The following is a 23121-nucleotide window of genomic DNA, read 5'->3' as shown; positions in this document are numbered from 1 at the left end:
GGGCGGATGGCAGACGCGGGGCAGGAATCATCGGAAGGCATTAGCGTATCGAAGCCGGTCGCCCGCGTGATGATGCTGGTCAACGCGGCGGTATGGGGATCCGGCTACACCATGCTCAAGCATGTGCAGGAGAACATGCCGACACAGTGGATGATGTTCTTCCGCATGGCTTCGGCGGTACTGCTTATGGCCATCGTGTTTTTCCCACGTCTTCGCAGGATTCGCCTGCGCCGCTATATCGTTCCCGGTCTGATACTCGCGTTGACTTACTGGCTGGGATTCATCTTCCAGCTCAAAGGACTTGAAACCACGTCTCCCGGACGCAACAGCTTCTTCACCGACACCTATTGCGTGATGGTGCCGTTCGTGGTGTGGGCGTTCACGCGCAAACGCCCCAGCTGGCAGCATCTGGTGGCCGCGTTCGTCTGCGCGTTCGGCATTGGTCTGGTGTCGCTGAGCGGCGGCGGTGGCGCGGAACTCATGCATATGAGCTTCGGTGACGCCATGACTATCATCGGCGCGTTTTTCTTCGCGTTGAATCTGGTTTTGGTTGGTTTCATCGGCAAGGATTTCGACGCGATCGCGCTGATGCTTGCCGAATTCGTGTGGTGCGCCCTGCTGTTCGGCGCTGGCGCGGTGCTTACCGAAGGCGGACCGTCCATGGCTTGGGCGCGGTGGGACATCGTGCTGTGCATCGCCTACCTGGTGGTCGGCTCCACGGTGATCGCCCAAGTGTTTCAAACCATCGCCATACAGAATCTGCCCACTTCCGAGGCGTCCGTGATCTTAAGCACGGAATGCATCTTCGCCATGCTGGTATCCGTGATTTTCACCGGCGAAACGCTGACCGTGCCGTCGTTATGCGGTTTCGCGCTGATTTTCGGTGCGATTCTGCTGTCCGAAATCCAACTGCCCTCCGCAAAACGACAGCGTGGCACAACGGAAGGCGATTAGAAGAACAGCGCCGCGATTCCCGCCGCGAAGCACATGAGCAGCACGGACGTGAGGAAGCTCGCCAGGAACGCCTTCTGTCCCTTCTTCGCGATGGCGCTGAAATTCACATTGATGCCGAGCGCCGCCATGGCCATGCCGAGCACGATGTAGGCGAAGTCCACCAGATTCGGTGCGATGGCGTCGATGAACGGCACGAACGTGCCGATGATGGAAGCGCCGATGAAACCGAGCATGAACCACGGGAACGACACTTTGCGTTTGCCGTCGGCCGGCATTTCGGAATGGTTTCTGTCCCACCAGATGGCGATGATGATGGCCGCGAACACCAGCATCAGCACGCGGGAAAGCTTCATGATGGTGGCGATGCCCACCGCGCCGAACGCGTCGCCGGCGGCCACGGCATGGGCGATTTCGTGCAGGGACGCGCCAGCGGTGATGCCCAACTGCGTCTTGCTCAGGCCCGTCAACGGCCCAAGGGCGATTTCCAGCAATGCGAAGATGGTGCCCATGATGGCGATGATGGCCACGGCCATCACCTCATTGTTGGCCTTCTCATCCTCTTTTTCCGGCGGCACCTTGATGGAGCCGGACAATCCCATGACGGCTGCCGCGCCACAGATGCCGGTACCGCCCGCCACGAGAATGGCGAGCTGCGGATCGACGCCAAGCTTGCGTGCGATGTTGTAGCACACCACGATGGTGAGCGTCACCACCACTGCCGCGATCGGCAGACACTTGATACCCTGCGTGAACAGCACCGTCAGATTGAGCTTGAAGCCAAGCAGGATGATGCCCAGGCGAAGCAGCTTGTTCGAAATGAGCCCGGCCGCATCCTTCACACCGGCCTTATGTTCGGCGGAACGGCTCGAATACCATTTGCGGATCGGGAACTGCGCGACCATGCCGATGAGCAGAGCGATGATCAACGCGCCGAACAGGCTGAATCCCGGAAACTGCTTGAGCCACGAAGCCACCAGAGAGGCCGCCAACGTGACGATGCCAATGAACGCCATTTCCTTGGTGGCTATGCGAGTCCACCATTTCTTGCAAAAATCAATCACGAGCGTCAAGTGTTCCGGTTCATGCGGACAAGCCGGCCGGATGGGGAGACGCGCGCGGGAATCCATATTTTGCAACATATCTCGAACGGGTTTGAGGTCTGTTTGCTTCAAGTCGGGTTTAAGTTGGTACGCTGGAGATGCAAGCCAAAAACACAGGCAGAATCAAGGAGGGTCAAGATGCAATTCGAAGCCTCGCGACTGGAAGGACTGGAACACCGCACCGACGCGCAGTCCGCACCGGAAGTGTTCTTCACGCCGATCATCACACCGGAAAGCCTCGTCGCCGCCTACCATGCGCTCGGACGCAAGCCGGAAGGCAAAACGGCCATCAAAGTCCATTCCGGCGAATCGGAAAAATCCAATAATCTCAATCCTTCGCTCGTCAAGGACCTCGTGCAGGAGATCGGCGGCACGCTCGTGGAATGCTCTACCGCATACGACGGCAATCGTGAAACCCCCGAAAAAAGCCTTGCCACGTTCAAAAAGCACGGATACGCCGATCTTGCGCCAATCCAGATCATGGACATGGGCGGTGAAATCGAGATCCCGGTGGCCAAGCACCGCCACATCGCCTACGACATCGTCGGCAAGCATATCGACGACTACGATTCCATTTTCGTGCTGTCGCATTTCAAAGGCCATCCGATGGGAGGCTTCGGCGGCGCGCTCAAAAACGTGTCCATCGGCATAGCCTCGTCGAACGGCAAACGCTGGATCCATTCCGCCGGCGTCACCAAGGACAAGTGGGTGGAAACTCCTCAGGATGCATTCCTCGAATCGATGGCCGAAGCCGATGAGGCCGTGATCAGCCACATGCATGGCAAGATGATGTATCTGAACGTCATGAACCGCCTGTCGGTGGATTGCGACTGCCTGCCCTCCCCGACGGAACCGGACATGCATGACATCGGCGTGCTGTCCTCGCTCGACCCGGTGGCACTCGACCAGGTATGCGTCGACCTCATCCACACCGACCCCGACGGAGCGTCCGTCACCGAACGCATCGCCTCGCTCCACGGCGAACACATCCTCGAATACGCCGAGGAACTTGGCATCGGTTCGCGCGCGTACCGTCTGACCGTACTCGACTGACGGCGAACGCAATGGTCACGAAACCCGCGAAGCCTACGGAAGCCAGCATCGCAATCGCACGTATCGAAACGTTGCTTGCCGAACGCGATTGTGTGTTCGTCGCAATCGACGGGCCATGCGCATCCGGCAAAACCACGTTTGCCGCGATGCTCAACAGGCGTTTCGGCGGCAACGTGCTGCACATGGACGATTTCTTCCTCCGTCCCGAACAGCGCACGCCGGAACGTTTCGCCGAACCCGGCGGCAACGTGGACCGTGAACGGTTCGAAACGGAAGTGTTGGCACCGCTCGCCGCCGGACAAGCCGCGCAATACCGGCCATGGGATTGCCATACAGGCGATTTCGCCGTCGCGTACGCCGTCGAACCGGCCCAGCTGACCATTGTGGAAGGCAGCTACAGCATGCACCCCGCCTTGCGGGGGTATTACGATTGCATGATCTGTCTTGCGGTCGATCCTGCCGAACAGTTGCGTCGGCTCGAACGACGCAATCCACGCATGTTGCAACGATTCGTCGACGAGTGGATTCCGTTGGAAAACCGCTATTTCGAAGCGACCAATATCCAAGCCGTCGCCGATTTGCTGGTCGACACCGCGCTGTCGGACGGTGGGTCGGTCGTCGAGCCGGCCAATACGTGACATATCCGCATATCCGGAAGAAAAGAACAAAAATCAAGGAGAATACAAAATGTCTGATTCCGCAACCATGCCCGCGGCCGCCCTGCGCCGCACCGACCTGCCGAAACTGAGTCTCGGCACCAAGACAGCAGCCACCCTGCTCGCCATCGTCGCAGCGGTCGTGCTGCCGCAACTGTTCCACGTCATCGGCGCCGTCTCCGGACAGGGAACCATGTTGGGCGTCGCGTTCCTGCCGATGCATCTGCCGATCATCTTCGTCGGCCTGATCGCGGGCCCCGCCGTCGGCGCGATCGCCGGCGCCGCCGCTCCGCTCGTGAGCTTCCTGCTGTCCGGCATGCCGATGCTGGCGATGCTGCCGCTCATGATGGTCGAACTGTGCGCATACGGCCTGGTGGCCGGTCTGCTGCGCGGCATCAAGCTGCCGAGCCTGGCGAAGGTGGTCATCGCACAGCTCGCCGGACGTGTGGTGCTGACCGCAGCCACCGCGATCGCCGTGTTCGCGTTCGGTTCCAGCAAGGCCATCGCCGCCACATGGACGAGCGACCTGGCCGCCGGCCTGCCCGGTCTCGCGCTGCAGTGGGCCCTGATTCCGCTCGCCGCCTACTGGACCGAGTCGCTGATCGCCAAGCGCAACCACTGATATGACGTTTGCCCGGCCACGTTCTGGGCAAACGCGTGATATGCGGGAGCCGAGCCGTTAAGCTTGGCTCCCGTTACTTATAGGAGGACTACGTAGGAGTTTTACGAAGGGGAAGCAGTCATGATCGCAGGAGTGTCCATCACCACTTTGCTGCTGGTGCTCGCAGCCGGCATCGGGGCGGGATTCGTCGGATACGCGGTAGGCGCGTCCTCGCTGATCTCCTATCCTGCGCTGCTGGCGTTCGGCATTCCGCCCGTGCTGTCCAACACCACGAACACGGTGGGCGTATGTGGCACCGGCATTGGCGGCCTGCTCTCCGCCCGCAAGGAGCTCAAAGGCCAAGGCAGACGCGTGGCCGTCTACGCCTGCATCGGCCTGGTCGGCGGCATCATCGGCGGCCTGCTGCTGCTCGAACTGCCGGCGAAGGTCTTCGAATTCGCCGTGCCGCCGCTCATCCTGTTCAGCGCGCTTATCATCGCGCTCAACCCACGTAAGAAAGCCGCCGCGCGCGACGCCGTGGCGCAGGCGCTGCCGCAATCGCATCAAGGTGAGCGGGCCGCACGAATCGCCAGCAAAACGGCGGACGGCACATTGCGCAACGATCCATGGTGGCTGTGGGCGGGCGTGAGTTTCGTCGGCGTGTATTCCGGCTATTTCGGCGCCGCCGCCGGCACGCTCGCCCTGGCCATCCTCGACTTGGGCAAAATCGGCCCGTTCCACCAGATCAACGCGTTGAAAACCGTGGTCGGTTTCGGCGCGAACATCTCCGCCGCGATCATGTTCATCATCCGCGGTTCCGTCGATTGGCCGTTCGCCATCATGATGTGCCTCGGCTGCACCATCGGCAGCGCGATCGCACCGCCCGTCACCCGGCATATTCCGGAGAACATCATGCGTGCCGCCGCCGTGCTGACCGGCATCATCCTCGCCGCGAAACTCGGCTGGAGCACCTACTTCTAAATTTTCTAAAATAAGATGTGCGGATTGCCGGAATCTAAGCGACAGGGGGAGAAACATGGCGGTTGTTGACGAGGCGAAACTGCGGTATCTCGACTTTCTTTCGCGTGAGGACCGAGTACGCCACCACCGGTACGTCGAGGAAATGAAGCAATACGACATGATGCGTTCCGGCGACATCAACGCCATCGCCGAAAGCACACGTCTGTGGAACTCCGGACTGTACGGCTACCTGTCGGACGATCCGCTCAAAAACGCGAAATACCGGTTCGTCACCACCATCACGCTCGCCACACGTTTCGCCATCGAAGGCGGTATGGACGAGGAGGACGCCTACAACGCCTCCGACCTGTACATCCAGAACCTGGAAAACTGCAAAACGCCCGACGACGTGCGCCGCCTGCACACCGACATGATGACATTCTTCACATGGGCCATGGCCGACATGCAGAAGGCGGAAACACATTCCAAAGCCGTCAACGAATGCCTGGACTACATCCACTACCATCTGCATGAGAAAATCACCGTGCCCATCCTCGCCGAGCATGTGCATCTGAATCCCACGTATCTGTCGGAGCTGTTCAAACGCGAAACGGGCACGGCCATATCGCAATACATCACCGACAAGCGTATGGAAGCGGCCGAGAACATGCTCAAATACTCGGAATACAGCTTCGACGAGATCGCCCAGATCCTCGCATACCGGTCGCAAAGCCACTTCTCGAAGGTGTTCAAAAAACATTCCGGCATGACGCCGGGGGAGTACCGCACCAAGTACGCGCAGAACGGCATCTGGCCGGAGTGATTGCGATCACGGCGTCTACCACGCCGGTTGCGGTGAACCGCCGGTGACGGCACCGCGAAATTCGGGTGTGCCAATCGTGAAATCGACGTGTCCGCGCGTGCGAAACACGCGCGAATCAGCTACGGTGGAAGCATTCAATGATGATGCGCGCCACCGGCCGAATGAACGGCGGAACAAGGAACGTGCGCGCAGGATGTGGATGAAAGCGAAGGAATAAACGGATATGGGAATGCCCCTTGATTTGTATGTGATTCGACATGGCGAATCCGAAGCGAACGTGATTATCAGTGCCGGTGAACAGGGTGACAACTCGCTGTATACGCAGGACAACGTCACCGTGCCCGACCGTTCGTGGAGGCTTACGGCCACCGGCCGCAAGCAGGCGGACTGCATCGGCCGCTGGCTGGTCTCACAGCAGCCGTTGTTCGACCGCTACCTCGTTTCGCCGTACGTGCGCACGCGTGAGACGGCTGCCACGATGGCCCTGCCTAAGGCGAAATGGGAGGAGACACGCGTGCTGCGCGAACGCTCCTGGGGTGAGATCAATACCATCACGAAAGACGATTTCAAAACCAATTACGCGCGCAACTGGATGTTCAAGAACACTGATCCACTGTATTGGCGTCCGCCGGCGGGCGAATCGATCGCCGATGTGGCCGAAAACCGCGTGCATAATCTGCTCACATCCCTGAACCGCAAGTCGGACGCAGAATCCGTGGTGATGGTCAGTCACGGCGACCTCATGCTGGCGCTTATGCTCACTTTGGAGGACTTGTCCGACGAGGAATTCATGCACCGTGCGGCGTCCGACGAATGGAAGATCACTAATTGTACGTGCTTCCATTATTCGCGCCGTGATCCGGCGACCGGGCGTACGCATAAGCGGTTCTGTTGGGAGCAGACCGCCCGCCCGGTGTTCGACGATGCGGAAGGTCGTTGGGCGGTGAAAGTGGACGATTGGCGTGAATTCAAGCGTCCAGTGCTGTCGAATGGCGATTTGGTGGACGTTGTTCATGCGGTTGACCGTCACTTGTGATGTGTGTTGGTCTGTTGATTGCATGATCGGATTGGCTGATATCGACGATTGATGCCCCCATCTCGCGTGCGCAACGCGCCCGTGTCCACGCCCCACTACAATGGCTGTGACACGCGGCGCGTTTTTGCTTGCCGCGCAAGAGAGTTAAGGAGACAATCGTATGTCCAATCTGTTCACGTGGAAGCTCCACGGCGACGGCAAAACGCTGAAGCCCGGCGAGGTCGTCGAACCTGACGAGAGGCTGACCTGGCCGCGCACCGCGGAAATCGGCGCGCAGCACGTCATCGCCATGTTCGGCGCCACGTTCCTGGTGCCGATTCTGACCGGTTTCGACCCATCCACCACCCTGTTCTTCACGGCCATGTCGACCGCGCTGTTCCTGCTGATCAACAAGAACATGCTGCCGAGCTACCTGGGCTCGTCCTTCGGCTTCATCGCCCCGATCGCGGCCGTCGCCAGCGCCCACAAGGGCCTCGCCGTCGCATCCTTCGGCATCATGGTCACCGGCATCCTGCTGGCCCTGATCGGTGTGCTCGTCCATTACGCGGGCGCCAAGTGGATCGACATCATCATGCCGCCGGTCGTCAACGGCGCCATCGTGGCCATCATCGGCTTCAACCTGGCTCCGAGCGTGTGGAACAACTTCAAAGTCGCTCCCGACACCGCCATCGTCACCCTCGTCGCGGTGCTGCTCGTCGCAGTGCTGTTCAAGGGTCTGCTCGGCCGACTCAACATCCTCATCGGCGTGATCATCGGCTACGCGTACGCCTGCTTCCGTGGCCAGGTCGACTTCTCAGCCATCGGCAAGGCCGCATGGGTCGGTCTGCCGGAATTCCGTCTGCCGCAGGTCGACTTCACCATCCTGCCGATGTTCATCCCGGTCGTGCTCGTACTCGTTGCCGAAAACGTCGGCCACGTCAAGTCCGTCTCCCAGATGACCGGCCGCGACTATGACGACCAGATCGGCACCGCGCTGTTCGCCGACGGTCTCGGCACCACCATCGCCGGTTTCGGCGGCGGCTCCGGCACCACCACCTACGGCGAGAACATCGGCGTGATGGCCGCCACCAAGGTCTACTCGACCGCCGCATACTGGTGCGCCGCCGCGTTCGCGCTGATCCTGAGCCTGTGCCCGAAGTTCGGCGCCATCATCAACACCATCCCCGCCGGCGTGCTCGGCGGCGTGACCACCCTGCTGTACGGCATGATCGGCATGGTCGGCATCCGCATCTGGGTTGAGAACAAGGTCAACTTCGACAAGCCGGTCAACGTCATGGTGGCCGCCATCACCATGATCATCGCCGTCGGCCAGTTCGAGTTCGCCTTCAACGGCATCTCCTTCAACGGCATCGCCATCGGCACCGTCGTCATCCTCGTCGCCTACCACGGCCTGAAGGCCATCGGCAAGGCGACCGGCACCATCGCCAAGGACGATCCGGACATCCTGTAACGGATCGCATCTCACGCTGGCTAGTTCAACGCCCGTCGGCCAAAAAGGTCGGCGGGCGTTTTTCATTGCCGTTTTCGTCAATCGATTGACGTGTTGCGTCGCATACGTTTTATGATGGTATCTGTAAGCGATTGCGCAATGTGGCAAAGGAGGCAACATGAGCACTGCGGCAGGAAAGAAAATCGCGATTGTGACCGGTTCCGCGCTTGGCTTGGGATATGAGCTGGCACGTCAGCTGATCGGCAAAGGCTGGTTCGTGGCCGGCATCGATTTCAACACGGCCCGTCAGGAGGAACTGTCCCGCACGTTCGGCGCGGACGAATACCGCGCCTTCGTCGGCGACATCAGCGACGAGGCGTTCGTGAAGGACTCCGTCGCGGCCATCAAGGAGATCGGCCACATCGACCTGCTCATCAACAACGCGGGACAGCCGTCGTTCAAAAAGCCGGTCGACTACGAGGCCGCCGACGTGGACAAGTGCCTTAAGGGGCTCAAAGGCATGATTCTGTGGAGCGTCGAAACATTGAAGGCCGACGGCGAGCAGGACCTCAAAATCGCCAATGTCATGTCCACCGCCGCCACACGCGGCAACGCCAACGAATCCGTCTACTGCGCCACCAAGTGGGGTGAGAAGGGGTATACGACAAGCCTCAAGGCGGCCTACAAGGGAACCAGTGTGAAGGTTGTGGGCGTGTATCCGGGAGGCATCGACACCGACTTCTACCATGACAGCCACGATTACGTGTCGTTGGACAAGCAGCATTCCTTCATGAGCGCCGCGGAACTGGCCGAAGTAGTGCTATTCAACCTCGTCAACGACGCGAATCTGACGGTTTCCGACATCCTCATCGAACGCAACTACCGGTAGCGTCGGCCACCAGTCACAGCCAAGGCAAAAGTATCGGGCATGGGCTACTGTTAACAGGTTTGCGCAACGTGCGCAATGTTTGACATGAAAGGCCATTGTGCCCGATACCGCTGTGATTGAAAATGAAGATGCCCTCGCCGCCGATTTCGATGAGGCGGGCGAGGAGGAGGAACGCCCCCAGACGTTCGCCGAACTCGGCGTTCCCGGCCCGTTGGTACGCGTGCTCGCGGCCGATGGCAAGAAAACCGCTTTCCCGATCCAGGCCGACACCCTTCCCGATTCCCTGGCCGGTCGTGACATTCTCGGCCGAGGCCGTACCGGCTCCGGCAAGACCCTGGCGTTCTCGATTCCGCTGGTCGCGCGACTGGGTGAGGTCGACGCCGACGAGTACGAGAACATGAGCCAGTTCCGCCATGAGGTGGAACAGGTGCGCAAGGGGCATGCCGAGGAGCGGCGCGCCGACGATTTCCTGCCGCACCCGCGCGGCCTGGTGCTCGCTCCGACCCGTGAGCTGGCCAACCAGATCAACGACGTGCTGATGCCGCTCGCGCAGATGTACGGCATGACCACCACCACCGTGTATGGCGGTGTGCGCTACGCCCGCCAGATTCGCGATCTAAGGGCTGGCGCCGATATCGTCGTCGCATGCCCGGGCCGTCTTGAGGACCTGCTCGAACAGCATGCGCTGACCTTGGAGAAGGTCGAAGTGGCCGTGATCGACGAAGCCGACGAAATGGCCGACATGGGCTTCCTGCCGCCGGTCAAGCGCCTGCTCGGCCAAGTGTCGTTCGACGCGCAGGTCATGCTGTTCTCCGCCACCCTCGACCATGGCGTCGACGAGGTGGTGAACACGTTCCTCACCGATCCGAAGATCCACAGCGTCGACTCCGCCACCGCGGCCGTCGACGAAATGACACACCACGTGTTCGAAACCACGCAGGGCGACCGTCATGAGCTGGTCCGCACCCTCGCTTCCGGCAAGGGACGCCGCATCCTGTTCACCCGCACCAAATTCCAGACCCAGAAGCTCGCCAAGGACCTGACGAAGAACGGCATTCCGGCGGCCGAGCTGCACGGCAACCTGAGCCAGAACCAGCGTGACCGCAATCTCGCAGCCTTCGAATCCGGCGACGTGAACGTCATGGTCGCCACCGATGTGGCCGCCCGCGGCATCGACGTGTCCGGCGTGGAGCTCGTGGTGCAGGTGGAGCCTCCGGAGGACCCGAAATCGTTCCTTCACCGCTCCGGACGTACCGCGCGAGCCGGCCATTCCGGTGATGTGGTGACCATCGTTCTGCCGAACCAGCGCCGCCGCACCCGCCGCATGCTGCATGAGGCCGGACTGAAGGTCAAGCCGATCGAAGTGACCCACGATTCCCCGGAAGTGTTGGAATTGGTGGGCGAGTCGGCCGAACCGCGTTTCGGTTGGACGCTTGAGCAGTCCCAGCCGGCGGGCAATCCGCGTCGCAGGCATGGCAAGGGCGGCGACGGTTTCGCGGAAAACGGTGGACGCTCCGGACGCAACCGTTCCGGTGGACGCAACAAGGACCGGGGCAAGGACAAGGGCGGCAAGCCGTTCAAGTCCGAACGCAAGGACCGCGCGAATCGCAAGGGACGTGAAGAGCGCGCCGAAGTCGCCGAACGCGAGCAGCGTTTCGAACCGAAACAGAATCGCGCCGAACGTCGCGCCGCCAAGTTCGAAGGCCGCGACAACCGCGAATACGAGGCACGCGAGCATCGTTGGGAACATCCTGAAATCCAAGAGGAGAAGCGCGAGAAGCACGAGGAGAAGCGCAACAACAAGCGTCGCGAAAAGTACGCGCGGCTGCATGAGCAGCAGCGTGCCGAAGCCGGCGAACAGCGTGGAACCGACAATCGCAAGCGGCGCTCCGTCGAGCGTTCCGATCAGCGTGGCCAATCCGATAGGAAGCCCGGCAAAAAGCAGTATGCGAAAAAGCAGGGCGCGCCGACCAAGAAGCAGCGCAAGGCCGAAGCCCGTGCCGAACGCCGTTACGAGGACGATCGCCAATACCGCAGGAACCGCGACGAACGCGACGACCGCCGTCAGGGCGGCAAACGCATCCATCGCAAGGAAATCCGCGTGATTCATGACGAGCGTGGCGAGGACGCGAAGCGTTATGACCGTCGCATGGAAGCCAAGTATGGCGATTCCGGTCGTCGTGGCGGTCACGGAGAACGCCACGACAAGCATGCGGGCGAAAGGCAGGGCAAGCCGTACCGCAAGCATGCGAAGATCCGCAAGGCGCCGTTCCGCTCCCGCTGACGTACGTCAACGGTCAAGCAAAAAGCCGTTCATTCCAGCAATCGCAAGGAATGAACGGCTTTTTCTATACGGGATATCGCAGTATCAGCCGTTGACCGGCTGATACTGGTCGAGCGCGGTGAAGCAACGTTTATAGACCATCAGCATGATGATGCTGTCCGCCAGCAGCGTAAGCGCCGCGATGGTGGCGAGAATCATGAACTGGTATTTCGCCGCGTCGATGGGGTTGCCGCCGGCGATGATCTGACCGGCCATCATGCCCGGCACCGCCACAATGCCGGCGGAGGCGAGCGACGCGGTGGTGGGCAGCAATCCCAGACGGATCGACGAGACGATACTTGGACGTGCCGCCTCCCACGTGGTGGCACCCAACGCCAGCAGCGTGTCCACTTCGTCACGACGTTCCTTCATGCTTTCAAAGAACCGGCTCAACCCCACCGCCAACGCCGAAACGGTGTTGCCCAGCAGCATGCCGGTCAACGGCACCACCAATTGCGGCGCATACCACGGTTGCGGACGGATGATGAGTTCGGTGACCAACGAGATCATGATGAGCATGGTCACGACCAGACTCAGGAACACCGGTCCAGCCAAGCCCTTCGGCACACCTTTCGCACGCGAAAGAGTGATCTGCACGGCCGCGATGAGCATGAACGCCACAAGCAGCAGCACCAGCCACGGATTGTTCGAACGGATGACGTACTCCATGATGAAGCCCATCGCGCACAATTGCAGCAGCGCACGGCAAGCCGACCACAGAAGCGTGCGCCCCACGCCCATACGCATGGTTTCGGAGATGCCGGCGGCGATGGCCACCATCACCAGCGCGGCGATGAGACCCCAGATGTCGATCGCATAGTAGTTGCCGTTCATGCGACGCTCCCTTCTACCGTGTTACCCGTCGAAGTACTACCCGTCGCAGTACCGTCCGCTTCGGCGTTGCCGGACTGCGTGAGCGTGCCATCGGCAAGACGCATGACACGTGTGGCACGGCCATCCGGCGGCCGGTGCCGGATACGAACGATCGCCATGCCGTCCGCCGCCGCTTTGGCGAGGATGCGCGCCACTTTCTCGGCGTTGTCGTCATCCAATCCGGCGTCCACTTCGTCGGCGAGCAGCACCTTCGGACAGGTCAGCAACGTACGCGCAAGGCTCACGCGCGCCGCCTGACCGCCGGACAAGTCGTGCGGCGGACGGTTCAGATCGATGTCGGCACAGCCCATATTGTCCAAGGTTTCACGGATTCTGCCGTCCGGCAACGCATCGGTGGGGGAGATTCTGCGCGGCCCCTGCTTCGTTCTCGCCGACTGGCGTATGGCAAGCGTGAACGGCAGACGAATCGCCTGCGCCACCGTCTCGCCCAACAGCACCGGCTTCTGCGGCAGGTACGCGACCTGCGCGCGCCACTGCTGCGGGGTGAAATCGTCGGCGGAACGGCCATCCAACCGTAAATCGCCTGACGCGCGCGGATTGAGCCGTGCGAAAGCGGTCAGCAGCGAGCTCTTGCCTGCGCCGGACGGTCCGACCAAGTCCACGATTTCGCCAGGCTCGATGGCGAAGGACAATCCGGAGAATATGGTGCGGCGTTCGCCGTCGACCATAATCGAACAGCGCACGTTCGATGCTTCGAATACGTATGTCATAGCCAAAACCATACGCCAATAGCGAACGGTTCACGGCGGTTTCAGGGTTTTCCCTGAGTTTTGAGGCGAAATCAGCCATAAGGATGACGCGTGCCCGTTATTTTGCGTACTACAACTGTCAAGTTGAAGGAAAACCTATATGTTGGGGATGGGAAAGATGCGTCAGTGGCTTATGAACATAAGCCTGGTCGGAGGCTGGTTTCCGGCGGCGGCGTTCGCCGTCGTCGCAGTGCTGTCCGTAACCCTGCTGGTTAGCGCGGCCGTTTCGAAACGGGACGGACGCATACTGGCTACCGTGCTGCCGATCGGCGTTGCGGCCGTGTCCGGAATGATCGGCTATGTGGTAGCTTGGCTGCTGTCCGACGTGTTCGTGGTGTTCGGCGTCGGATTGGGATCCCGTGTGATGGCTTGGGTGGCGGCTGGTTTCGCCATCGCTGGTTTCGCCATCGCGCATATCGTGTTGAGCAGGGGCATGATGCGCGTGGCCGCGGCCATCTTGACCGTATTCGCGATACTGGCCGCGGCGATCGGTATCGACCAATCGTACGGCGAATACGCCACCATCGGCTCGCTGTTCGGCGAGGATTCCTACAGCCAAGCCGATCTGACCGGACTGGCCAAACGCAAGGACCTCATCACCGTCGCACAGTGGCGCAAACAGGCCGCCAACGGCACAATCCGCAATATTCCGGCGAACGGAACCGTCAACAAAATCGACATTCCGGCCACGAAATCGCAGTTTGAAGCACGCAAAGCCCTCGTCTACCTGCCTCCGGCGGCATTGGCCGACTCGAAACGCAAGCCGGCCCTGCCGGTCGTCCTCATGCTGAGCGGGCAGCCGGGCAGTCCGGGACGCGTCTTCCAAGCCGGCGGCATCCAAACCATGATGGACGGATATGCGAAAACCCACGACGGACTCGCCCCAATCGTCATCGCAGCCGATCAGCTTGGCGCCGATTCGCACAACACGCTATGCGTGGATTCGAAGGTGTACGGCAATGCGCTGACCTACCTGACGCAGGACGTGGTCGACTGGGTGAAAACCAACCTGCCCGCCGCACAGGATGCCAAGGATTGGGCCATCGCCGGATTCTCGCAAGGCGCCACATGTTCGCTGCAGATCGGCGTGAACCATCCCGACCTGTTTGGCACCATGATTCCCACCGACAGCGAAATCAAACCGACCAACGGCAGCCGACAGGAAATGATCGACCGGTTCTTCGACGGCGACACCACAGCCTATGAGAACCAAGTGCCGGTCAACGCCATCCGCAACCACGCGCCCACCCATCAGATGCTCATCATAGGCGCGGGGGAGAAGGACACCACCTCAATACGCAACGTCAAAACAATCGCGCCGGTCGCGGCGAAAGCCGGCATGCGCGTCGCCGCCGTCGAATCGTCCGGCAACGCACACGACTGGCACGCCGTGCAGGACGTGCTGCGTTACGGGCTCGCCGTATTCGGCCACGACACCGGACTGGATGGTGCGAACCCGAACCTATCCGACTATCCGAATCTCAAACGCATCACGATATGACGATTCTGAACACAAACCCGCAAGCCTGAGAATCCCAGAAAAGGAAAGAAATGACTCAAACGCAAACCGCACCTGCTAAACCAGCCGAGGCATCACCCGCGAAACCACTGTTCGGCTTCCGCGCGCTGCTCGCCGATCTGGCCGGATGGATCAGACGACACCTGCTCACCGTCTGCCTCGTGCTGTTCGTCATCCTCATCAACGTGGGCACGCAGATCGTGTGCGCGCTCATACGTCAGCCGTTCCCGCCGAGCCTGGCCAAAGTAAGTTTCGAAGCGCTCGCACGCGGCCGCTGGTACACCGCGCCGATATCCATGCTGTACGTGCCGAATCTGGGCCGTCTGCTCATCGACGTTCCGCTCATGCTGGTTGCGTTCGGCCTGGCCGAATCGGTGATCGGCAAAATCAAAACCGCATGGGTGTCCGTCATCACCACACTGGGTGGCGTGGCCTTGGGCATGGGACTGTGCTCCCTATCCGACGGGCGCAGCCCCCAATGGCATGCGATCTCGCATGATGGCGCCATCCTTGGTCCGCTGATTCTCGTCGCCGGCACCCTTATGTGCGCCAGCGCGTTCACAACCATGCTGTGGCGCCGCCGTATCCGCGTGATCGGCTATGCGGTCGTGCTCATCATGTTCCTCTACCGAGGCGAGGTGAGCGACTACTGCCTGCTTGCCGCTTCGGTGATTGGCCACGTGCTCGGCTATCTGATGGCCTCCCGCACACATGGCGACGAATACCGGCATGGCGCCATCTACGAAACGCGTCGGCTTATCGGCATCGTCGCGGGCGTGCAGGCCATCGGCTCGCTCGTCGCCGTCTCGTCACGCCAATCGTTCGGCCTGCTGTCCATGTTCGGACTGTTGACCGGCTCCACCGACTTCGACACCGGACGTGTGGTCGACTGCCTCAGCGGCGCCTCGCATACGGACTGCTTCACGCAATACCGCATGATGCGTTTCACCATGCCCGGCAACTGGCTGGTATCCATCACGCCGACGCTGATGCTGCTGCTCATCGCCTGGGGTCTGTATCGAGGCCGTCATCTCGCAGCCACGCTCAGCATCGTGTTCAACGCATGCACCATTGCCCTATCGACGGTGTTCTATGTGGCTATTCCGCTGTCCTACGTGGACGGCTCCGACGCCGGTGCATACATGGATGCGATATCCGCATTGCAACGGCACGGCGCATTCCACGCGATGCTGGCCACGATGGCGTTGCCGCTGCTGTGCATCGTCATCATCATCCTGTTCCGCGCATGTTTCACCATTCGCACGAAAAGCGAGACCGTGCTGCGCGGTATCGCCATCACGTTCGCCGCATTCGTATTACTGGGATTGCTGTACGTCGGCTACGGCCTGTCCATGCCGTCCGGCTTCAACGAAACGCCGCTGCTGGTCGATCTGATCGCAGACTACGTGCAGCGTTTGCTGCCGATTGGCCTGCTAAGTGGCGTGGAACCGGCGTTCGTGCCGGTCGGACTGCTTTCCGAAATCGTCTACCAGTGCGTCGGACCGATGTTTTGGCTGGTCGCGCTGTGCTGCACATGGGATGGCCTGCGTGACCGTTCCATGATCAACGACGCGTACCGCCACCGCGTGGACGAGATCATCGGACTCGGCGGCGAATCCATGTCGTTCATGGCCACTTGGAAAGGCAACGATTACTGGTTCTCCGCCACCGGCCGTTCCGCCATCGCCTACCGCGTGTCGTATGGCATCGCATTGACCGTCACCGGACCTTTCGGCGACCCCGACGAATATGAGGACGATCTGCGTGCGTTCGCCGGCTTCTGTACCCAACGTTCCCTGACGCCGGTGTTCTACAGCGTGCACGCCGAACAACGTGACGAGTTGGTCTCCGCCGGTTGGAACGCGCTCGACGTCGGCACCGAAATGGTGATCGACCCGGCCGCATGGCAGACGCGCGGCAAGAAATGGCAGGACGTGCGCACCGCCATCAACAAAGCCAAGCGCGACGGCATCACCGACGTGCTCGCCACATTCAAGGAATCGCCGTTCTCCGTGCAGACGCAGATCCGTGAGATCTCCACGCAATGGGCCGGTGAGAAGGCCCTGCCTGAAATGGGCTTCACCCTGGGTGGCGTGGACGAGCTGGTCGATCCACGCGTCAAACTGCTGTACGCGGTGGACACGGACGGTAAGGTGCTGGGCGTCACCAGCTGGCTGCCGACCTATGAGAACGGCAAAGTGGTCGGATGGACGCTCGACTTCATGCGTCACCGTACCGACAGCGTCAACGGCATCATGGAATTCCTCATCGCCCGCATGGCCGAACGGCTGCGCGACGAAGGCGAAGTGCGATTCATGAGCCTGTCCGCGGCGCCACTTGCCGGCATGAGCGGCGAAGGCCACGAACAGGGGGAGAGCGCCGTACTCGACCACGTGCTGCAGATGGTGGCCGACATCATGGAACCGGCTTACGGATTCCACTCCCTGTTCCGCTTCAAACTCAAGTTCCATCCGGATGAAGCCAAAGTGTACATCTGCTATCCGGATCCGGCGAAACTGCCGCAGATCTCGCTTGCCGTCGCGCAGGCCTACGTGCCGTCGCTCACCCCAGCCGAAGCCATGCGATTCGTACGCACCATCGTGCCTACGAAAACGAACTGAAACCATGTGATTGGTTGACGGCCCGTCATCCCTGAGATGGGCCGTCGCTTTGGGTGCGCTCGGGGCTACACTGGGGAAGGTTCATAAAAAGTACTACGTTTCTCCATGAAAGGGAACAGTATGTCAGCTGAAGCAAACGTCGGCGTCGTCGGTCTGGCTGCCATGGGCGGCAGCCTCGCACGCAATCTCGCTCACCACGGCAACAAGGTGGCCGTGTTCAACCGCACCTACGCCCGTACCGAAAAGCTCATGAACGAGCATGGCGGCGAAGGCGAGTTCTATCCGGCGAAGACGCTTGAGGAATTCGTGGACAGCCTCGTCAAGCCGCGCACCGCCATCATCATGGTCAAGGCCGGTGAGCCGACCGACGCCATGATCAACGCGCTCGCCGACCTGATGGAGCCGGGTGACATCATCGTCGACGCCGGCAACGCCTACTTCCCGGACATCATCCGCCGCGAGAAGGAAATCAGCGCCCGCGGCCTGCACTTCGTCGGCTGCGGCGTGTCCGGTGGCGAGGAAGGCGCCCTGCTTGGTCCGTCCATGATGCCGGGTGGTTCCGAGGAATCCTGGAAGACCCTGAAGCCGATTTTCGAATCCATCGCGGCCAAGGCCGAAGGCGAACCGTGCGTCACCCACATCGGACTCAACGGTGCCGGCCACTTCGTCAAGATGGTGCACAACGGCATCGAATACTCCGACATGCAGCTCATCGCCGAAAGCTACGACCTCATGCGCCGCGGCCTGGGCATGACCCCGGCCGAGATCGGCGACGTGTTCGAGGAGTGGAACAAGACCGAACTCGACTCCTACCTCATTGAAATCACCGCCGAAGTGCTGCACCAGGTCGACAAGAAGACCGGCAAGCCGCTCGTCGACCTCATCGTCGACCACGCCGGCATGAAGGGCACCGGCACCTGGACCGTGCAGACCGCACTGTCCCTCGCCGTGCCGGTCACCGGCATCGCCGAAGCCGTGTTCGCCCGCGGCCTGTCCTCCGAAGCCGACCTGCGTGAGGAAGCCCAGAAGCAGGGCTTCGCCGGCCCCGACGGCAAGCTCAACCTGAACGACGACGAGAAGAAGGCCTTCATCGAAGACATCCGCCAGGCCCTCTACGCTTCCAAGATCGTCGCCTACGCACAGGGCTTCAACGAGATCACCACCGCCGCCAAGGAATACGGCTGGGACATCGACCTCGCCGCCGTGGCACGCATCTGGCGTGGCGGCTGCATCATCCGCGCGAAGTTCCTCAACCGCATTTCCGAAGCGTTCGAATCCGGCGAGGCCAACGTGTCACTGCTGTTCGCCCCGTACTTCAAGAACGCCATCGAAAACGCCGAGAAGTCCTGGCGCAACGTGGTCGCCCAGGCCGCCATCAACGGTCTGCCGACCCCGGCGTTCGCCTCGTCGCTGTCCTACTTCGACGGCCTGCGTTCCAAGCGTCTGCCGGCCGCCCTCATCCAGGGCCAGCGCGACTACTTCGGCGCCCACACCTACCAGCGCGTGGACCAGCCGGGCGCGTTCCACACCCTGTGGGCCGAGCCGGGCCGCGAAGAGATCGAAGCCTGATCTTTTCCTTGCCTCCGTGTCAGGGCGGATATGCCAGAGGTCTTGCGATGTGTTCCATTGCAAGACCTCTGGCATATGCATATTACTGAGCTGCGATATTGCCGTACCGTTGCATTGACGGAGCATAGTGTCGCTCCGTAAGCAGAACGAATGGTACTTGTGGTTGTGATGCATCCCATTTGCGTTTCTAGGGGAGTCTAATGCCATCGTCTAACCTCCTTTCGAGAGGTTTTCGGAAGCTATGGGGCGAAATAGGCGGCGGATTGGGATTCCGTAGGTGGTTTTTGCGTTCCATAGGTGGTTGGTCTTGGGAGCCTGCTGCGGAAAAGGCCGGAAACCGGCCTTTTCCATGACCCCGATACTTGGGGCAACCGCCTACGGAAACGCGAAACCGCCTACGAAGCTGCAGTCCAGCGGGAACCTGCGTCAAAACGACACTCAACAATCAATCAACACTCAAAAAAAAGGGGTGTCTCACGGCATGAGTCGCGGGACACCCCTGTTACCTGTTTCGGATGAACCTCACAACTTGGAAGCGGCACCCTCGTCAATGAGCCAGAGCAGTTCCTCGCCATCGGCGTAGGAGCTTGGGGCATGCGGGTTGTTGCGCTGGGCGAAGGCGGCCTTGACCGCGCTGGCCTTACGCTCTTCGGAGGTGAACACCCACGTATGCTTCGACCGGGCGATCATCGGCACGGTCAATGTCAGGCGCAGCGGCGGCGGTTTCGGCGAATCGCGCACGCCTGCGACCAGCACGTGCGGGTCGTCGATCTCGGCCTCGCCGTGGTCGGGGAACAGGGACGCGAAATGCGCGTCCGGCCCCATGCCGAACATCGCGATATCCAATGCCGGATTCTCGCCCAACTGCTCGATGAGCTCGCGCTGGTACTCCGCGGCGGCCTCGGCCAGCACCGCATCGGTCTGTTCGGGGGAGGCGGCGGCGATCTCCTCGGCGCCGCGGGTATCGGCCGGCATCGCATGGATATTCGCCGCCGGCATGCGCCCGCTTTCCACAAGCGCACCGTACCAGGCCTCGCGAGCCTGCTTCGCGTTGCGGTCGTCGTCATCGGCCGCCACGAAGCGCTCGTCGCCCCACCACATGTGCACACGGCTCCAGTCCACGGCATCGTTCAGCGGGCTGGCGTTCATCGCGGCGAACACACGGTTGCCGTCGGTGCCGCCGGTCACGGCGATATCCACACGTTTACGATTCGGCTCGGCCAGCAGATCGATGATGGTCAGCAGCGTGCGCGCGGCCACAGCCTCCGCCAGTACCTGCGGATTGGGGTATACGACGGTTTTACGTTCTGTCACGTTCACTCCTTGTATTATGGTTCGACGCTTGGTGGCTACTGCCTGGGCTTGACGAGATCCAGTCCTTGCGAGACGACCTCGCTGTAGATCTCATCGGGGTAGAGGCGGCCAAGCTCCTCGCTCAGGCATTCCTCAAGCGTGCGCGCGGGCACGCTGATGGTCTGCGGCGACTGGCCGGGCACACTGATCACGGCGAACCCGTCGTCGGTGGAGGGGCGCTCCAGGCTCAGCACGCCGTCGCCGCGCGTCAGGTACACGCCGGTGACGGCCGTGGCGTTCGGATCCTCCTCGATCATCACCGGCACGTTCAGGCGCAGTCGCAGCCATGCGGCCAGCAGATCCAACGGCAGATAATCCTTCTGCCCGGTCACGCGCACATTGCTCACCGGCAGGTGCGGCGGCTGGTCGAGCATCGAGGCGATCATCGCACGCCATACGGTCAGGCGTGTCCACGACATGTCCACGTCCTTGGCGGAGCGGTTGCGGCGCAGATCGTCCATCGTGCGCCGCGGGTTCGAGGAGTGCATCGCGTCGGTGATGCGGCTGCTGGCCATGGAGCCGAGCAGGTCCTTCGACAGATTCGCGGGCGCCTCGTTCGGCCACCATGCCACCACGGGGGCGTCGGGCACGAGCAGCGGGATCACCAGGGTGTCGGCGTGACGGACCAGACCGCCGCGCGGACGAAGCACGATGATCTCGCCCGCACCGGCGTCGGAGCCGAAGCGGATCTCGGCGTCAAGGAAGGTGGGATGCTCCTCTTCCGGGCTGATCTTGCGGCTGCTCGGGGCGACCGCGATCACACGGCAGGGATGCTCGCGGCTCGCATTGTTGGCGACTTCGAGATCATGCTCGAGCTCGGCCTCGTTGGTGGAGATGAGCAGGGTGAGCACACGGCCCAGGGCCGCCTCGCCGCGCTCCTCGTGCAGTTCGTCGATTTTCGCCGAGATCTCGCGGGTCTCGGTGTCTTGCAGGGTAATGATCACGGCATCCTCCAACGGTGTCCATCGCGGGCGAGCATTTCAACGGCCTCCTCCGGCCCCCACGTGCCGGAACGATACGGCTGCGGCTGGCCGAGCGTCGACCAGAACTCCTCGATCGGGTCGAGGATCTTCCACGAAAGGTTGACCTCCTCGGTGGTGGGGAACAGCGGCGGGTCGCCCAGCAGCACGTCGAGGATCAGGCGTTCGTATGCCTCAGGGGAGGATTCGGTGAACGAGCGACCGTAGCCGAAGTCCATCGACACGTCGCGCACCTCCATCGACGTGCCGCCCGGCACCTTCGCGCCGAAGCGCATGGTCACGCCCTCGTCGGGCTGCACGCGGATCACGACGGCGTTCTTGCCGAGCTCCTTGGTGGCGGTCGATTCGAACGGCAGATGCGGGGCGCGTTTGAACACCACGGCGATCTCCGTGACACGCTTGCCCAGGCGCTTGCCGGTACGCAGATAGAACGGCACGCCGGCCCAACGGCGGGTGTCGACGTCCAGGCGGATCGCGGCATAGGTCTCGGTGGTGGATTCGGGATCGATGCCCTTCTCGTCCAAGTAGCCGACCACCTCGTGCGATCCCTGCCATCCGGCGGCGTACTGGCCTCGCGCGGTGTGCGCGGCCAGATCCTTGGGCAGGCGCACGGCGGAGAGCACCTTGGTCTTCTCGGCGGTCAGATCGGCGGCGGAGAAGGAGACCGGCTCTTCCATGGCGGTCAATGCCATAAGCTGCAGAAGATGGTTCTGGATGATGTCGCGTGCGGCGCCGATACCGTCGTAATAGCCGGCACGACCAGCCACGCCGATGTCCTCGGCCATGGTGATCTGCACATGGTCGACGTAATTGTTGTTCCAGATCGGCTCGTACATGGCGTTCGCGAAACGCAACGCCAGCATGTTCTGCACGGTCTCCTTGCCAAGATAATGGTCGATGCGGAACACGCTCGACGGGTCGAACACTTCGGAGACCACGCGATCGAGCTCCTTGGCGCTGGCCAGATCATGACCGAACGGCTTTTCGATGATCACACGACGCCAAGCGCCCTTGTCGCTTTTCGCCAGACCACAGTCGGCCAGCTGACGGGACACCTGCGGGAACGCGCGCGGCGGCACCGACATGTAGAACGCGTGATTGCCGCGCGTGCCACGGTCGCGGTCAAGCTCGGCGACCGTGTCGGACAGACGCTCGAACGCTTTCGGATCATCGAACGTGCCTTGTACGAAACGGATACCGGCCGCAAGCTGCTTCCAAGTCGATTCCTTGAACGGCGTACGGCAATGCGCCTGCACGTTCTCCTTGACGAAGTCCTTGAAATGGTCCTCGGTCCAGTCGCGGCGTGCGAAGCCTGTCAGACCGAAGCTTGGCGGCAACAAGCCACGGTTGGCCAGATCGTAGATGGCGGGGAGCAGCTTCTTACGGGACAGATCGCCGGTCACGCCGAAAATCACGATGCTGCATGGGCCTGCGATGCGGGGAAGTCTCAGATCGCGCGGGTCGCGCAGCGGATTCGTCCATGCGTCGGCCGCGTTGGATGCGGTTGAAACGGTTTCACTCATGCCTTTCATACTAACGCGCGGGCTCCACTCGCCACCAAAGGGAATTCGAAAACGTCATGGCCCTTTTTTAGAGCATCCTACAAAACGGC

General features: G+C 61.5%; 19 protein-coding genes. 13 read left to right on the top strand and 6 right to left on the bottom strand.

All coding sequences use genetic code 11. The features are described from left to right. Positions 1 to 6: 6 nt before the first annotated feature. Complete coding sequence (locus OGI63_RS06905; protein ID WP_011743048.1) at positions 7 to 954, top strand: DMT family transporter; 948 nt, start codon at positions 7 to 9, stop codon at positions 952 to 954. Here the strand turns inward: OGI63_RS06905 and OGI63_RS06900 are convergent. After that, positions 951 to 2015, bottom strand: a complete 1065-nt coding sequence (locus tag OGI63_RS06900; RefSeq protein ID WP_041777492.1) for a YeiH family protein — start codon at positions 2013 to 2015, stop codon at positions 951 to 953. The genes OGI63_RS06905 and OGI63_RS06900 overlap by 4 nt on opposite strands. A gap of 177 nt (positions 2016 to 2192) precedes the next feature. Here OGI63_RS06900 and OGI63_RS06895 point away from each other — a divergent pair, with 177 nt between their 5' ends. From OGI63_RS06895 to OGI63_RS06855, 9 genes are all read left to right on the top strand, one after another. After that, positions 2193 to 3107 (top strand): DUF362 domain-containing protein, encoded by a 915-nt coding sequence (locus OGI63_RS06895; RefSeq protein ID WP_041777278.1) that lies wholly within the window; start codon positions 2193 to 2195, stop codon positions 3105 to 3107. Between the two features lie 11 nt (positions 3108 to 3118). Then, entirely contained in the window at positions 3119 to 3745 is a 627-nt protein-coding gene (locus tag OGI63_RS06890; protein ID WP_041777279.1) for a uridine kinase, read from the top strand. A 49-nt stretch (positions 3746 to 3794) separates the two neighbouring features. Continuing rightward, entirely contained in the window at positions 3795 to 4385 is a 591-nt protein-coding gene (locus tag OGI63_RS06885) for a hypothetical protein (RefSeq protein WP_003808861.1), read from the top strand. A gap of 120 nt (positions 4386 to 4505) precedes the next feature. Then, positions 4506 to 5345 (top strand): sulfite exporter TauE/SafE family protein, encoded by an 840-nt coding sequence (locus OGI63_RS06880; protein ID WP_011743052.1) that lies wholly within the window; start codon positions 4506 to 4508, stop codon positions 5343 to 5345. 55 nt (positions 5346 to 5400) lie between these two features. Beyond that, positions 5401 to 6147: a helix-turn-helix domain-containing protein gene (locus OGI63_RS06875; protein WP_011743053.1), complete on the top strand. Its 747-nt coding sequence runs from the start codon at positions 5401 to 5403 to the stop codon at positions 6145 to 6147. A gap of 223 nt (positions 6148 to 6370) precedes the next feature. Next, complete coding sequence (locus OGI63_RS06870; protein ID WP_003835331.1) at positions 6371 to 7183, top strand: histidine phosphatase family protein; 813 nt, start codon at positions 6371 to 6373, stop codon at positions 7181 to 7183. 160 nt (positions 7184 to 7343) lie between these two features. Beyond that, on the top strand, positions 7344 to 8633 hold the full coding sequence (locus OGI63_RS06865; RefSeq protein ID WP_011743054.1) for a uracil-xanthine permease family protein: 1290 nt from the start codon (positions 7344 to 7346) through the stop codon (positions 8631 to 8633). A gap of 157 nt (positions 8634 to 8790) precedes the next feature. After that, entirely contained in the window at positions 8791 to 9501 is a 711-nt protein-coding gene (locus tag OGI63_RS06860; protein WP_003808901.1) for an SDR family NAD(P)-dependent oxidoreductase, read from the top strand. A gap of 97 nt (positions 9502 to 9598) precedes the next feature. Then, positions 9599 to 11785: a DEAD/DEAH box helicase gene (locus OGI63_RS06855; RefSeq protein WP_011743055.1), complete on the top strand. Its 2187-nt coding sequence runs from the start codon at positions 9599 to 9601 to the stop codon at positions 11783 to 11785. Between the two features lie 84 nt (positions 11786 to 11869). Here the strand turns inward: OGI63_RS06855 and OGI63_RS06850 are convergent, their stop codons facing one another. Together OGI63_RS06850 and OGI63_RS06845 are read right to left on the bottom strand one after the other, a co-directional pair. Then, on the bottom strand, positions 11870 to 12658 hold the full coding sequence (locus tag OGI63_RS06850) for an ABC transporter permease (protein WP_011743056.1): 789 nt from the start codon (positions 12656 to 12658) through the stop codon (positions 11870 to 11872). Continuing rightward, on the bottom strand, positions 12655 to 13428 hold the full coding sequence (locus tag OGI63_RS06845; RefSeq protein ID WP_011743057.1) for an ATP-binding cassette domain-containing protein: 774 nt from the start codon (positions 13426 to 13428) through the stop codon (positions 12655 to 12657). Before OGI63_RS06845 ends, OGI63_RS06850 begins: the two co-directional genes overlap by 4 nt. A 139-nt stretch (positions 13429 to 13567) precedes the next feature. Between OGI63_RS06845 and OGI63_RS06840 the strand changes: the two genes are divergently transcribed. The 3 genes from OGI63_RS06840 (at position 13568) to gndA (ending at position 19176) form a co-directional block, all read left to right on the top strand. Next, positions 13568 to 14968: an alpha/beta hydrolase gene (locus OGI63_RS06840; protein ID WP_011743058.1), complete on the top strand. Its 1401-nt coding sequence runs from the start codon at positions 13568 to 13570 to the stop codon at positions 14966 to 14968. Positions 14969 to 15018: 50 nt separating this feature from the next. After that, on the top strand, positions 15019 to 17607 hold the full coding sequence (locus OGI63_RS06835; RefSeq protein WP_011743059.1) for a bifunctional lysylphosphatidylglycerol flippase/synthetase MprF: 2589 nt from the start codon (positions 15019 to 15021) through the stop codon (positions 17605 to 17607). A 120-nt stretch (positions 17608 to 17727) separates the two neighbouring features. Then, on the top strand, positions 17728 to 19176 hold the full coding sequence (gndA, locus tag OGI63_RS06830) for an NADP-dependent phosphogluconate dehydrogenase (RefSeq protein WP_041777280.1): 1449 nt from the start codon (positions 17728 to 17730) through the stop codon (positions 19174 to 19176). 522 nt (positions 19177 to 19698) lie between these two features. Here the strand turns inward: gndA and pgl are convergent. Genes pgl through zwf form a run of 3 tightly spaced genes read right to left on the bottom strand, consistent with a single transcriptional unit; the run spans position 19699 to position 23032 of the window. Continuing rightward, positions 19699 to 20490, bottom strand: a complete 792-nt coding sequence (pgl, locus tag OGI63_RS06825) for a 6-phosphogluconolactonase (protein WP_041777281.1) — start codon at positions 20488 to 20490, stop codon at positions 19699 to 19701. A 35-nt stretch (positions 20491 to 20525) separates the two neighbouring features. Beyond that, the gene (locus OGI63_RS06820; protein WP_011743062.1) at positions 20526 to 21473 is read right to left on the bottom strand and encodes a glucose-6-phosphate dehydrogenase assembly protein OpcA; all 948 of its coding nucleotides are present in this window, start codon (positions 21471 to 21473) and stop codon (positions 20526 to 20528) included. Continuing rightward, positions 21470 to 23032, bottom strand: coding sequence for a glucose-6-phosphate dehydrogenase (zwf, locus tag OGI63_RS06815; protein ID WP_011743063.1), 1563 nt, complete (start codon positions 23030 to 23032; stop codon positions 21470 to 21472). Before zwf ends, OGI63_RS06820 begins: the two co-directional genes overlap by 4 nt. Positions 23033 to 23121: the final 89 nt, after the last annotated feature.

This window comes from Bifidobacterium sp. KRGSERBCFTRI, assembly GCF_025908335.1.
This window is presented reverse-complemented; position numbering and strand designations above follow the sequence as displayed.

Excerpts from the sequence above, each read along its gene's own strand:
- OGI63_RS06850 (WP_011743056.1), bottom strand. The coding sequence starts at position 12,658 with ATGAACGGCAACTACTATGCGATCGACATCTGGGGTCTCATCGCCGCG.
- OGI63_RS06870 (WP_003835331.1), top strand. The coding sequence starts at position 6,371 with ATGGGAATGCCCCTTGATTTGTATGTGATTCGACATGGCGAATCCGAA.
- OGI63_RS06890 (WP_041777279.1), top strand. The coding sequence starts at position 3,119 with ATGGTCACGAAACCCGCGAAGCCTACGGAAGCCAGCATCGCAATCGCA.
- zwf (WP_011743063.1), bottom strand. The coding sequence starts at position 23,032 with ATGAGTGAAACCGTTTCAACCGCATCCAACGCGGCCGACGCATGGACG.
- OGI63_RS06845 (WP_011743057.1), bottom strand. The coding sequence starts at position 13,428 with ATGACATACGTATTCGAAGCATCGAACGTGCGCTGTTCGATTATGGTC.
- OGI63_RS06905 (WP_011743048.1), top strand. The coding sequence starts at position 7 with ATGGCAGACGCGGGGCAGGAATCATCGGAAGGCATTAGCGTATCGAAG.
- OGI63_RS06860 (WP_003808901.1), top strand. The coding sequence starts at position 8,791 with ATGAGCACTGCGGCAGGAAAGAAAATCGCGATTGTGACCGGTTCCGCG.
- OGI63_RS06875 (WP_011743053.1), top strand. The coding sequence starts at position 5,401 with ATGGCGGTTGTTGACGAGGCGAAACTGCGGTATCTCGACTTTCTTTCG.
- OGI63_RS06865 (WP_011743054.1), top strand. The coding sequence starts at position 7,344 with ATGTCCAATCTGTTCACGTGGAAGCTCCACGGCGACGGCAAAACGCTG.
- gndA (WP_041777280.1), top strand. The coding sequence starts at position 17,728 with ATGTCAGCTGAAGCAAACGTCGGCGTCGTCGGTCTGGCTGCCATGGGC.
- OGI63_RS06885 (WP_003808861.1), top strand. The coding sequence starts at position 3,795 with ATGTCTGATTCCGCAACCATGCCCGCGGCCGCCCTGCGCCGCACCGAC.
- OGI63_RS06895 (WP_041777278.1), top strand. The coding sequence starts at position 2,193 with ATGCAATTCGAAGCCTCGCGACTGGAAGGACTGGAACACCGCACCGAC.
- OGI63_RS06840 (WP_011743058.1), top strand. The coding sequence starts at position 13,568 with ATGTTGGGGATGGGAAAGATGCGTCAGTGGCTTATGAACATAAGCCTG.
- OGI63_RS06835 (WP_011743059.1), top strand. The coding sequence starts at position 15,019 with ATGACTCAAACGCAAACCGCACCTGCTAAACCAGCCGAGGCATCACCC.
- OGI63_RS06880 (WP_011743052.1), top strand. The coding sequence starts at position 4,506 with ATGATCGCAGGAGTGTCCATCACCACTTTGCTGCTGGTGCTCGCAGCC.